Genomic DNA, 12086 nt, shown 5'->3' with positions numbered 1-12086 from the left:
GAGTACGCAATGCCATGTGAAGAACTGGATATCGTCTGGAAAAACATTAAAGCGGAAGCCCGGGCACTGGCGGAATGTGAGCCAATGCTGGCCAGTTTTTATCACGCAACGTTGCTCAAGCATGAAAACCTCGGCAGTGCGCTGAGCTATATGCTGGCGAATAAACTCGCTTCTCCGATCATGCCCGCCATTGCCATTCGCGAAGTCGTGGAAGAGGCCTACGCGGCCGATCCTGAAATGATTGCCTCAGCGGCCTGTGATATTCAGGCGGTACGCACGCGTGATCCGGCTGTCGATAAATATTCCACCCCACTTCTGTATCTGAAGGGCTTTCATGCGCTTCAGGCCTACCGTATCGGTCACTGGCTGTGGCATCAGGGGCGTCAGGCGCTGGCGATCTTCCTGCAAAATCAGGTGTCCGTTAGCTTCCAGGTAGACATTCACCCGGCGGCAAAAATTGGCCGTGGGATTATGCTCGATCACGCCACCGGTATTGTGGTCGGTGAAACTGCCGTGATTGAAAACGACGTCTCTATTTTGCAATCCGTCACGCTGGGCGGGACCGGTAAAGCCGGCGGTGACCGCCATCCGAAAATTCGTGAAGGCGTGATGATTGGCGCGGGAGCAAAAATTCTCGGTAACATTGAAGTCGGGCGCGGCGCGAAGATTGGCGCAGGTTCCGTCGTTTTACAGCCGGTACCCCCGCATACCACTGCAGCAGGCGTTCCGGCACGCATCGTCGGTAAGCCTGACAGCGATAAGCCGTCCATGGATATGGATCAGCATTTCAACGGGATACATCATACTTTTGAGTATGGAGATGGTATCTGATTTCGAGCTATATTACCTGGCAGATTAAACCTGAGCTGTGCTCGTCATCCTCACGTATTGCGTGTACGCTCCAGTGACTGCGCGCAGTCCGTGTTCAATCTGTCTGCGCCGATAACGCGCGAAATGAATTTCATCAAATTAATGTAGGTCGGATCAGGCGCTAGCCGCCATCCAACAATCATCAGCTACGCAGTACCGCGCCCGGATACCCTAGCTGGCGCCAGGCCTCATACACCACCACCGACACCGCATTTGACAGGTTCATGCTGCGACTGTCTGGCATCATTGGAATACGAATTTTTTGTTCGGCCGGCAGCGCGTCAAGGATGCTGGCTGGCAGACCGCGTGTTTCCGGACCAAACATCAGATAATCCCCGTCCTGATAGCATACCGCGCTATGCGCTGGCGTACCTTTGGTGGTCAGAGCAAACAGGCGCTGCGGATGTTCTGCGGCGACGAAGGCGGCGTAATCAGAGTGGCGCAGCACGGCGGTAAATTCATGGTAATCCAGCCCCGCGCGACGCAGGCGCTTGTCGTCCCAGGTAAAGCCCATTGGCTCTATAATATGCAGACGAAAGCCGGTGTTGGCGCAAAGACGGATAATATTGCCGGTATTTGGCGGGATTTCTGGTTCGAATAAAACGATGTTAAGCATACTGCCCCCTTGATAACGGGGGGCAGAATAGCAGAAAGAGCGGGTACTATGCGACGGTCAGCGTGTGCGGTTTATAGCGTTGCAGCTTGTAAATTGTCGCGGCAGCAGCGACCAGGGCCGGAAGGCTGAGGAACATTAAGATACTGTCTGCCTGCCATTGCAGGGAAAGCAGTTGGGCGCTCATCATCGTACCGGCTACGCCGCCGAAGCGGCCCACGCCCTGCATCCAGGCAATGCCCGTCGCACGGCAGTGGGTTGGATAAAACGTGGCGGCCAGCGTCTGCAGCCCGGACTGCGCGCCGTTCATGGTAATCCCCATCAGGAAGATCAGTGCGCCGAACAAGATGATGTGGTTATGTTCAAACCCGAGAGCGAGGGCAAACAGCATCGTCAGAATAAAGCCAAGTGACACCACTTTATGGGCTTCCCAGCGGTCCATTAACCAACCGGCCAGCAGGATCCCCGCCGTACCGCCAAAGGTAAACAGCGATGTCAGCCAGGCGGATTCGGCCAGCGGATAGCCCATTCCCAGCATCAGCGTTGGCATCCAGCTCAGCAGCACGTAATAGATAACCAGCCCCATAAAGTAGGTCATCCAGAGCATCAGCGTACCCGGCAGCCAGGGCATACTAAATAACTGTGCCACGCTGCTTTTTTTGACCGTGATACGGTCTTCATCCAGATAAAACTGGGTAACCTGTTCCAGACTTCCCGACATAAAGCGTTGAGCAATGCGTTTGATCTGTGCAACCCCTTTACCGCGGTGAACCAGATACTTAACCGACTCCGGCAGGAACAGCACCAACAGTACGGTGAGGACCAGTGGGGCGATCGCACCAGCAAGCAGAACACTGTGCCAGCCGTAGTTGGGGATCAGCCAGGAGGAGATCACGCCGCCGCCCGCAGCCCCTAACGGAAAGCCACAGTACATGGTGTTAATCGCCATTGAACGACAGCGTTTCGGGGCGAATTCTGACACCAGGGTGATGGCATTGGGCATTGCCGCGCCAAGCCCAAGCCCGGTGAGAAAGCGCCAAAACGTGAGCATATTCAGCGTCTGGGCATAGGCGGTTCCCAGACTGGCGAGGCCAAAGAACAGACAGGAAAAGACCAGGACGCGCTTACGGCCCATACGATCGGAAATCGGTCCGGCCAGCAGGGCACCAAATGAGAGGCCCAATAGCGCGGCGCTTAACACCGGTCCAAGATCTTGTTTCTTGATGCCCCAGTCGGCTGAAAGCGTGGGGGCAATATAGCCCATCGCCGCCGTATCGAAGCCGTCAATGGCTAAAACCAGAAAACCCAGGACAATAATGACCCAGTGGAAGCGCGAAAAAGCACTGTCATCTATCGCCTGCTGGATATTCACTTTTCCGGAATGAGCCATGTCACCCTCGCCCGTTATGATGGTTGTTATATGTATAAAATGCTGTTGTATTAGCTTGTCTATACATTTGGCAGGTGGATAAAAAGTTGTCAAATATATTGGTTGTAAATGTTAACTAGTCGTTATTTTTGGATAAAAAATGGTCGGGCTGAAAACAGACCGACCATTCAGAAAATGGGGTTTACGGGGATGTTGTTACGCTGCGCTACCCTGGACCAAAGGTGCCAGCGCGGCAGGCAGGCTCTTACCCAGTTCCTGTACCAGCGAATCACGGCTGATTTCGCTAATCGACTTCGCACCGGTCAGGGTCATCGCCACCTTCATCTCTTTCTCGATCAGGTTCAGCAGATTCGCCACACCGGCCTGGCCGTGGGTCGCCAGCGCGTACAGATAAGCACGCCCCAGCAGCACGCTATCCGCGCCCAGCGCTATCATGCGTACAACGTCCAGACCATTGCGGATCCCGCTATCAGCCAGAATGGTAATATCGCCTTTCACCGCATCGGCAATGGCGGGCAGCGCACGAGCTGAAGACAGCACGCCATCTAACTGACGGCCACCGTGGTTAGAGACAACGATGCCATCTGCGCCAAAGCGTACGGCGTCGCGGGCATCTTCAGGATCGAGGATCCCTTTGATCACCATCGGACCATCCCAGAATTCACGGATCCACTCGAGGTCTTTCCAGGAAATCGACGGATCGAAGTTATTCGCCAGCCAGCCGATGTAATCTTCAAGGCCGGTGGGTTTTCCCAGATAAGTCGAAATATTGCCTAAATCATGCGGGCGACCTTTCAGACCAACGTCCCATGCCCACTGTGGATGAGTGACTGCTTGCCAGTAGCGGCGCAGTGCCGCATTTGGGCCGCTCATACCGGAATGGGCGTCACGGTAGCGTGCGCCAGGCGTTGGCATATCGACGGTAAAGACCAGCGTGGAGCAACCCGCCGCTTTGGCGCGCTCCAGCGCGTTACGCATAAAACCGCGATCGCGCAGAACATACAGCTGGAACCACATCGGACGCTTGATGGTCGGGGCGACTTCTTCAATCGGACATACGGACACTGTGGAAAGCGTAAACGGAATGCCTTTGGCATCAGCGGCGGCGGCGGCCTGAACCTCGCCCCGGCGTGCGTACATGCCGCATAAGCCGACAGGCGCGAGGGCTACCGGCATGGAGAGTGTTTCGTTGAACAGCTTGGTTTCCAGGCTCAGGTCGGACATATTCTTCAGTACGCGCTGGCGCAGCGCCACCTCTGACAGGTCTGCCACGTTACGGCGCAAGGTGTGCTCGGCATACGCCCCGCCGTCAATATAGTGGAACAAGAAGGGGGGCAGGATGCGCTGGGCTGCGGCGCGATAGTCGCTGGCTGCTGAAATAATCATGTGTTGTTCTCCCTGCTATTCTCACCAGGATCACCGGGCAGGCGAGTAATACGCGCCTGCCGGGCCTGATCTTCGTCAAATCGTTTAATTGTGGTGTGGACAAAACTGAGGTGCGCCATCATGGCCTTACGCGCCCCGTCGGCATCCCCGGCAACAATGGCGTCCAGCACGGCCTGATGCTGCGCCGTCAGTTGAGAAAATACGGGCGGTACCAGGTACATACGTTGGCGGCTCTGTTTTACCGAAGACTGCAGGACGTCGAAGAAACCGCGCATGGTCTGCAACAGCACCACGTTGTGCGAGGCTTCCGCAATGGCGAGATGAAAACGAACGTCAGCCTGCGAGGCGAGATCCGGATCTTCGCTTTGCGTGGCCTCGAAACAGAGCCTGATTTTCTCTTTATCCGCGGCGGTGGCCCGCATGGCTGCGTGCCAGGCGGTACTGGCTTCGATGGCGTGGCGGGCCTCCAGAATATCGAAACTGTAATCAGGATCGTCAGCCAGCAGGGTTTTCAGCGGCTGAACGATGTTTTGTTCAGACCAGGCCTCATGCTGCCAGCGGATAAACGTCCCGCCGCCACGACGGCTAATCAGTACGCCTTCACTGACCAGCTTTGCTAACGCCTCGCGCAGCGAGTTACGCGATACGCCGAGCTGTACGGCCAGTTGGCGCTCAGCGGGCAACTTCATGCCCGCCTCCAGCTGTTGTTCTTCAATCAGCGCCCGCACACGAGATGCGACTTCGTCTGACAGGCGTCTGGGCATCACTATCATGGAATCATCCAGGTTAAGACATAGGCCTGCAGCGTGGTAATCACACCCACCATGCAGGTGAAAATCAGGCTGTGTTTCACGGTAAAGCGGAACAGGTCAGACTCTTTCCCCACTAATCCCACTGCCGCACAGGCGATAGCGATAGATTGCGGCGAGATCATCTTGCCGGTCACGCCGCCGGTGGTATTTGCCGCAACCATCAGCACATCCGAAACGCCGATTTGCTGAGCAGCCGTAGCCTGCAGGGCGGCAAACAGTGCGTTTGATGAGGTGTCGGACCCGGTCAGAAATACCCCCAGCCAGCCGAGGAACGGTGAGAAGAAGGTAAACGCGCTGCCGGTGTGTGCCAGGGCCAACGCCAGGGTTGATGAAAGCCCGGAGTAGTTTGAGATAAACGCGAATGCCAGCACCATTCCGATGGAGTAAATAGGTAATGCCAGATCTTTCAGCGTGCTGCCAAAAGTCTGCAGCGCTGCGGACGGCTTCATCTTCAACCAGACGATAGACAGCAGGGCGGCAAACAAAATCGCGGTACCGGTCGCGGAGAACCAGTCAAATTTATACACCGCCGCGTAGGCTGTGGCTTCATGTACGACCGGCGGCATACGGGCAACCAGCTTATCGAGGTACGGAACCGGAATATTGACCACCCAGTGGTACATCGCGCCGCCTGGCGCAAACAGCGCTTTAAACGGCGGTACGCTCCACAGCGTCACGGTGGCGGTCAGGAACAGGAACGGAGACCAGGCGCGGACCACCTGTCCAGCGGTATAGTGGGTGCGAGCCAGCGTCTGATCGACCTGTGAAGCGCCCATATCGCCAAAGCGGAAGATGCGTACCGGCTGCCAGCGTTTCAGGAACAGCGTCAGGCAGACCAGCGAAACCAGAGACGAGATAATGTCTGGCAGTTCTGGCCCGATAAAGTTAGAGCTGAGGTACTGCGCGATAGCAAACGAGCCGCCAGCGACCATCACCGCAGGCCAGGTCTCTTTTACGCCGCGCCAGCCATCCATAATCGCCATAATCCAGAACAACACGATAATGGTCAGGAACGGTAACTGACGGCCCACCATCTGACCAATCTCGAAGCTATCCAGCCCGGTAACCTGACCGGCAACAAGAATCGGAATGCCCATTGCGCCAAAAGCGACCGGAGCGGTGTTTACGATCAGGCACAAACCTGCCGCGTACAGAGGATTAAAGCCCAGACCAACCAGCAGTGCGGCGGTAATCGCTACCGGAGCGCCAAATCCTGCCGCCCCTTCGAGGAATGCGCCAAAGGAGAAACCGACAATCAGCATTTGCAGACGTTGGTCCGGGGTAATCGAGAGTATTGAGGAGCGGATGATGTCGAACTGCCCGGTTTTCACCGAGATTTTATAGACGAATACCGCGGCGATAATGATCCAGGCAATTGGCCACAAACCATAGAAGAAGCCGTACACCACGGAAGCCAGAGCGTGATCGACCGGCATTTTGTAAAACAGCAGGGCGACCGTCAGAGCGATCACCACCGTCCATGACGCCGCAACATAGCCTTTCAGCTTGAGCTTAATCAGGGCGAAGAAAAAGAACAGGATAGGGAGCGATGCGATCAGACTGGAAAGCCAGATGTTACCGGCCGGGTCGTAGTTCTGTTGCCAGAGATTCATTGCAGGTCTCCTGGGGGCCGCCGACATAATGGAATGAGTCTGTGCTCATCTCCTGGTCACATTATGTGTAAAAGTGGCCCTGCCAATATTGTTGTGTAGGGGTAATGACAATGAATGGTTAATCAAATGTTATTTGTTGGCAACGATATTGTACGCACATTTTAATGAAATGTGAGGTGCTGGTAGGATCTGGCTGAAATTGGTAGGGCCAATTGCGAGGGGAAGGGAAGGACCGGGCAAGCGAATGTTGCCCGGTGGGAGATCAGAACTCGCTCTTCGCGAAGCCCGTCATCTCTTTCAGGCCCATTTCACGGCCAAGCTCGGTCATCGGGTGAACGACGATCAGGCCGCGCACGCTCTTCTTCAGCTTGCCCATGTCGGCCTGTTCTTTTTTGGTGATAGCACGACGGAAAGGAAGTTTCGCCAGCTTTTGCGCTTCTTTGCTCAGCTTCTGGCCGTGGACGTCACGCAGACGCGCGATCTCGGTTTCCAGCGTTTCTTTCTCTTGCTCCAGCTCGGCATATTTGTCGGCGGCTTCAACCAGGGACAGGTCTGCCTGCTGGTGGCGGATAGCGTCCAGACGATCGCTCAGGCGTTTAATTTCGTTTTTTTCGACTTCTTTCATAGGATAGCTTCTGATAAAAATAGGATGAATATCCTATAGTATGCGCGCAGAGCGGGATTATTCACAACTAATCGAAGATAAATAATCAAATGTTGCAAGTATTATTCAGCTAATGAAAATACTACTATTTTGATTAATAAGGAATTTTAAGTGATAAGGTCGGCCGTAGTGCTTTTTATTGACGGGTTCATAGTGAAGCACGTTTTCCTCAATATAATCGCCCAACCGATCCTAAACTTAAATGAGCAACCGCGCAGGCTGAGCGCGGTTAATACATGGAGGAGGGAAGATTATGGCGAAAATAGGTGAGAACGTTTCGGCCCTTATTGATAAGACGGTCGATTTTATGGCTTCAAGCCAGGCTTTTCGCGAATATCTGAATAAAACACCACCGCGCAACGTTGTCCCTACTGAAATACCGCAGGAGAATGCGCAGCTGTATCTGCAACGTCTGGCGTATTATCGGCAGCTGTATCGACCGCAGCAGGAAGAGAAGTAAGCCTGCAGGGTCTTATTTTTGAAAGGCTTTTTTTAAGCTGATTTTAGAAATCAGCTCGGTCAGGGAAAGTACCATCGTGGAGCGTACCATCTGCTGGTAGCGCTGAATCTGCATTGCGTGCAAACCTGAGTCTGAGGTATCAAACTGCGGTGGCGGCGGGAGTGCCGTCACGCAGTGGAGTTCGCCAAACGGGCCAAGAATTTCGTCGTCGGTGAACGCGTATTCATTACCGTCATGGTTTAACTCTTCCCGCAGCGCCATCAGAAGCTCCGCATCTTCATACTCCGGCCGGCTGAGTACGCCCAGACCGTAAATTAGCTTCAGACGAACGGAAAGATCGCCCAGCGGACCGTCGCCGTCGAGCAGGGGTTCTACGGCATATTTTACCGCATAGTCGTCTTTGCGAAATACCTGAAGCACAAGGATATTCACCGCTTCGGTGAGCAGTTCTACGGCGGTGATGAGGAAGCTGCGTACGGTTTTGCCAGCATTCAGACGCTCAAGCACACGATTTTCAAAGGCCTGCGTTTGTTCCATTATTGCCTGCATATCTGACAATCTGTCATTTGGGCGCAGGCTGACCTGCGCCACATTCTCTATCATTTGGTTGCGTTATATGCGTTAACCGCCTCCGCCACCACATCACTGTTGGCATCCAGACCGGAAACCTGTGCCAGCGCGGCCTGTGGACCTTTTTCGTCAATCAGCGCGGCCAGTTCCTGGGCCTGCGGATCTTCTTCACTGCGATAGTGCATCGCTGCAGCAATACCGGTGACCAGATTCGCGTGCGGCAGGCCATACTCCAGCGTGCCCAGCAGCGGTTTAATCAGACGGTCGCCCGCGCTCAGTTTACGCAGCGGCTGACGACCCACGCGCTCAACGTCATCTTTCAGATACGGGTTTTCAAAGCGACCGAGGATTTTCTGAATGTATGCCGCATGTTTTGCTGCATCAAAGCCATAGCGTTTGATCAGTACCGCGCCGCTCTCTTCCATCGCACCTTTTACCACTGCACGGATTTTCTCGTCGAGAATCGCGTCCCGGATGGTCTGATGACCGGTCAATTTTCCGAGGTACGCGGTTATAGCATGCCCGGTGTTCAGCGTGAAGAGTTTACGTTCGACAAATGCCATCAGGTTATCAGTTAATTCCATTCCCGGGATGTCAGGCAGTTCGCCTTTGAACTGTGTTTTGTCGACAATCCACTCACTGAAGGTTTCGACGGTGACTTCCAGCGGATCGTTGGTCGCAGAAGCCGAAGGGGGAACAATGCGGTCCACGGCGGAATCGACGAAGCCAACATGTTCTTCAACCCAGGATTTGTCTTCATCTGCCAGCGCGTTCATAACGTGGCCTTTCAACTGGGTGGTTCCGCGCACCATGTTTTCACAGGCGATAATATTCAGCGGAGTGGCGATGCCCTGCGCCTTGCGTTTAACCAGCCCTTTGGCGATGGCCGGAGCGATACGCTCAAGCACGACCGGACCGACGGCGGTAGTGACTAAATCTACGTGGGCAATCAGGTCGACAACATCATCGCCGATGCTGCTCACGGCGTTGACGCCGGAAACGGTATCAACCTGCTCGTTTTCACCCACCACATGAACCTGATAGCTATGACGGGCATTCAGGGCATCGAGCACGACCTGGTTTACATCCGCGAACGTCAGTTGTATCCCCGCGTCCGCCAGCAGTTTGCCGATAAAGCCACGACCGATATTACCTGCGCCAAAATGTAATGCTTTCATAGTATTAACCTTCATTAATGTTTTTACCCAAGAGGGCTGGGGTGAGGCGTTTCCCTCAACCTAACCCTCTCCACAAGGGAGAGGATATCGCCTTCATATTTCGAACTGCAGATGCGTTGGCTCTCCTCGCTCACCCCAGTCACGTACTTATGTACGCTCCTGGGGATTCGCTGCGTTGCCGCCTTTCTGCAGCTCGAACTATTTTGGAGATACTTAATGGTTAAGCTTTTTTACCTGCCAGCAGTTCCAGAACTTCATCCACGCTGGTGGTATGGGCCAGACGTTCGATCACGGATTCGTCATCCAGAGCGTTGGTCAGGCTGGTGATCACCTGGATATGTTCATTGTTACGTGCGGCGATACCAATGACCAGGCGGGCAATGTCGTCTTCTTCTTCACCGAAGCGCACGCCTTCCGGGTACTGGCAGAACACCACGCCGGTTTTCAGCACGCGGTCTTTGGCTTCAACCGTACCGTGCGGCACTGCGATGGACTCACCGAGGTAAGTCGGGGTCAGTTTTTCGCGGTCCAGCATCGCCTCGACGTATTCTGGCTCAACGTAGCCGCCTTTCACCAGTTGCTCACCGGCAAAGCGAATCGCTTCTTCTTTGTTAGTGGCTTTACGGCCGAGGAAGATATTCTCCGCACCCAGTTTGAACAGGTGGGTATCACCCTCTTCGAAGCTGTCTTTCAGGTGATCGCGGACTTTCTCTTCGTTCACGTTGTGGCGCTGTGCTGCAACCAGACGTTCGGTCAGGCTGGAGTACAGGGCGCTGTCGAGGAAGTTGGTCAGCGAAATGTGTTGTGCCTGAGGCACCTGGCGCATCGCACGTTCGGTCAGGTCACGGTGAGTAATGACCAGATCGACATCCGGCGGCAGATTGTTAATCGCGCTGTTGGTGACGGAAATCTGAGACAGACCGGCATCCTGCACTTTCTTGCGCAGTACGCCCGCACCCATGGCGCTGGAGCCCATACCCGCATCGCAGGCAACGATGATTTTACGCACATGGCTCAGGTCGTTAGTCACGTCGCCAGCCGCCAGCGGAGATGCACCTTTGGATTCCGCTTTCATGTCGTGCATACGACGAGTAGCGGCATCAATGTCATCATCTTCTTTCACTTTGCTGGTTTTCAGCAGAATGGCTGAGACGACAAAGGAGACAGCCATTGCGGCACAGATAGCAGCGATGTTCGCGAAGTAAGCACCTTTCGGCGTCATTGCCAGCACAGCCAGGATAGAACCCGGAGAAGCCGGAGAAACCAGGCCGCCGTTCAGGATAGTCAGGGTAAATACGCCAGTCATACCGCCGAGGATAACGGCTAGGATCAGACGCGGGTTCATCAGCACGTACGGGAAGTAAATTTCGTGGATACCACCCAGGAAGTGGATGATAGCCGCGCCGCCTGCAGACTGCTTAGCGCTGCCGCGACCGAAGAACATGTATGCCAGCAGAACGCCCATACCCGGACCCGGGTTAGCTTCAATCAGGAAGAAGATGGATTTGCCCATCTCGTGGGACTGCTGAATACCCAGCGGTGAGAAAATACCGTGGTTGATGGCGTTGTTGAGGAACAGGATTTTCGCCGGTTCAACGAAGATAGACGCCAGCGGTAGCATGTCATGGACAACCATGAAGTTAACGCCTGCCGCCAGGATTTTGGACAGTGCTTCAACCAATGGGCCAATGCCAAGGAATGCCAGAATGGCGAGGATCATCCCGATGATGCCTGCGGAGAAGTTATTCACCAGCATCTCAAAACCGGACTTGATCTTACCGTCTACCCAGTTGTCGAAATGTTTGATGGCCCAGCCGCCCAGCGGACCTGCGATCATCGCGCCGAGGAACATTGGCATATCGGCACCGACGATAACGCCCATGGTGGTGATAGCACCCACCACGCCGCCACGCTCGCCGCCAACCAGCTTACCACCGGTATAACCGATCAGCAGCGGCAGCAGATAGGTGATCATTGGGCCGACAAGCTTCGCCAGCGTTTCGTTTGGCAACCACCCTGTCGGAATGAATAATGCGGTGATAATACCCCACGCGATAAACGCGCCGATATTTGGCATCACCATGTTACTGAGGAATCGACCAAAGCTTTGCACTTTGATCTTAATATCGGATGACATAAAAACACCCCTTCTTATTGTTTGCTGTCGCGCAGGCTAAAAGCCCGAGGTTTGTTAATGTAGCGGCAGGAGGTAGCCGGACCCTGTAGATACTGCGAAATCTGGCACTGAATCGTTCAACTGTCCAGTCGACGACTTTTTATGTGACGTTTGTCACGTAAATATAGGGTGTATGGCGTTAGTTAATGTGATTTTCATCACAAAATATCGGTACAAAAAAACATCACAGGTCAAGAATTGGCTAAAAATGGGCGTTAAGTGTGAAGTTGTTCACGTTTTTGTTTTGGCTGTTTGTTGGGTATTTGTGATCTACTTCGCAATAAATATTTGTCTGGATTTCTCCTGGTGTGATCTGGAGCGGATTCTGTTTCATCACCTATTTCTTGCAACTAC

Annotated in this window: 11 protein-coding genes; 2 read left to right on the top strand and 9 right to left on the bottom strand. The window is 54.2% G+C overall.

Features of this window, described 5'->3' with window-relative positions; all coding sequences use genetic code 11:
* The first annotated feature begins 9 nt into the window (after positions 1-9).
* Positions 10-831, top strand: coding sequence for a serine O-acetyltransferase (gene cysE, locus ABIE10_RS18890; protein WP_016154965.1), 822 nt, complete (start codon positions 10-12; stop codon positions 829-831).
* 181 nt (positions 832-1012) lie between these two features.
* Here cysE and trmL read toward each other — a convergent pair whose 3' ends face one another.
* From trmL to ABIE10_RS18860, 6 genes are all read right to left on the bottom strand, one after another.
* The gene (gene trmL, locus ABIE10_RS18885; protein WP_049042808.1) at positions 1013-1486 is read right to left on the bottom strand and encodes a tRNA (uridine(34)/cytosine(34)/5-carboxymethylaminomethyluridine(34)-2'-O)-methyltransferase TrmL; all 474 of its coding nucleotides are present in this window, start codon (positions 1484-1486) and stop codon (positions 1013-1015) included.
* Between the two features lie 46 nt (positions 1487-1532).
* Complete coding sequence (locus ABIE10_RS18880) at positions 1533-2873, bottom strand: MFS transporter (RefSeq protein WP_429156617.1); 1341 nt, start codon at positions 2871-2873, stop codon at positions 1533-1535.
* Between the two features lie 195 nt (positions 2874-3068).
* Positions 3069-4259, bottom strand: coding sequence for an FMN-dependent L-lactate dehydrogenase LldD (lldD, locus tag ABIE10_RS18875; RefSeq protein WP_153646726.1), 1191 nt, complete (start codon positions 4257-4259; stop codon positions 3069-3071).
* Entirely contained in the window at positions 4256-5032 is a 777-nt protein-coding gene (gene lldR, locus ABIE10_RS18870) for a transcriptional regulator LldR (protein WP_003024170.1), read from the bottom strand. Before lldR ends, lldD begins: the two co-directional genes overlap by 4 nt.
* Positions 5029-6684 carry an L-lactate permease gene (lldP, locus tag ABIE10_RS18865; protein ID WP_016154960.1) on the bottom strand — a complete coding sequence of 552 codons (1656 nt, stop codon included), beginning with the start codon at positions 6682-6684 and terminating at the stop codon, positions 5029-5031. Before lldP ends, lldR begins: the two co-directional genes overlap by 4 nt.
* A 262-nt stretch (positions 6685-6946) precedes the next feature.
* Positions 6947-7309, bottom strand: a complete 363-nt coding sequence (locus ABIE10_RS18860) for a YibL family ribosome-associated protein (RefSeq protein WP_016154959.1) — start codon at positions 7307-7309, stop codon at positions 6947-6949.
* Positions 7310-7601: 292 nt separating this feature from the next.
* Between ABIE10_RS18860 and ABIE10_RS18855 the strand changes: the two genes are divergently transcribed.
* On the top strand, positions 7602-7808 hold the full coding sequence (locus ABIE10_RS18855) for a hypothetical protein (protein WP_016154958.1): 207 nt from the start codon (positions 7602-7604) through the stop codon (positions 7806-7808).
* 12 nt (positions 7809-7820) lie between these two features.
* Here ABIE10_RS18855 and mtlR read toward each other — a convergent pair whose 3' ends face one another.
* The 3 genes from mtlR to mtlA form a co-directional block, all read right to left on the bottom strand.
* The gene (gene mtlR, locus ABIE10_RS18850) at positions 7821-8411 is read right to left on the bottom strand and encodes a mannitol operon repressor MtlR (protein WP_005120486.1); all 591 of its coding nucleotides are present in this window, start codon (positions 8409-8411) and stop codon (positions 7821-7823) included.
* On the bottom strand, positions 8408-9556 hold the full coding sequence (gene mtlD / locus ABIE10_RS18845; RefSeq protein WP_016154957.1) for a mannitol-1-phosphate 5-dehydrogenase: 1149 nt from the start codon (positions 9554-9556) through the stop codon (positions 8408-8410). The genes mtlR and mtlD overlap by 4 nt, the downstream gene beginning before the upstream one ends.
* A gap of 220 nt (positions 9557-9776) precedes the next feature.
* Positions 9777-11693 carry a PTS mannitol transporter subunit IICBA gene (gene mtlA / locus ABIE10_RS18840; RefSeq protein WP_047501314.1) on the bottom strand — a complete coding sequence of 639 codons (1917 nt, stop codon included), beginning with the start codon at positions 11691-11693 and terminating at the stop codon, positions 9777-9779.
* Positions 11694-12086: the final 393 nt, after the last annotated feature.

Source organism: Citrobacter sp. 506 (assembly GCF_050434985.1).
Lineage (GTDB): Bacteria > Pseudomonadota > Gammaproteobacteria > Enterobacterales > Enterobacteriaceae > Citrobacter > Citrobacter braakii.
The sequence above is the reverse complement of the archived record's forward strand: the minus strand, read 5'-3'. Positions and strand labels throughout refer to the sequence as shown.

Bases quoted from the DNA above. Each gene is read 5' to 3' on its own strand.
- cysE (WP_016154965.1), top strand. From the start codon at position 10: ATGCCATGTGAAGAACTGGATATCGTCTGGAAAAACATTAAAGCGGAA.
- trmL (WP_049042808.1), bottom strand. From the start codon at position 1,486: ATGCTTAACATCGTTTTATTCGAACCAGAAATCCCGCCAAATACCGGC.
- ABIE10_RS18880 (WP_429156617.1), bottom strand. From the start codon at position 2,873: ATGGCTCATTCCGGAAAAGTGAATATCCAGCAGGCGATAGATGACAGT.
- lldD (WP_153646726.1), bottom strand. From the start codon at position 4,259: ATGATTATTTCAGCAGCCAGCGACTATCGCGCCGCAGCCCAGCGCATC.
- lldR (WP_003024170.1), bottom strand. From the start codon at position 5,032: ATGATAGTGATGCCCAGACGCCTGTCAGACGAAGTCGCATCTCGTGTG.
- lldP (WP_016154960.1), bottom strand. From the start codon at position 6,684: ATGAATCTCTGGCAACAGAACTACGACCCGGCCGGTAACATCTGGCTT.
- ABIE10_RS18860 (WP_016154959.1), bottom strand. From the start codon at position 7,309: ATGAAAGAAGTCGAAAAAAACGAAATTAAACGCCTGAGCGATCGTCTG.
- ABIE10_RS18855 (WP_016154958.1), top strand. From the start codon at position 7,602: ATGGCGAAAATAGGTGAGAACGTTTCGGCCCTTATTGATAAGACGGTC.
- mtlR (WP_005120486.1), bottom strand. From the start codon at position 8,411: ATGATAGAGAATGTGGCGCAGGTCAGCCTGCGCCCAAATGACAGATTG.
- mtlD (WP_016154957.1), bottom strand. From the start codon at position 9,556: ATGAAAGCATTACATTTTGGCGCAGGTAATATCGGTCGTGGCTTTATC.
- mtlA (WP_047501314.1), bottom strand. From the start codon at position 11,693: ATGTCATCCGATATTAAGATCAAAGTGCAAAGCTTTGGTCGATTCCTC.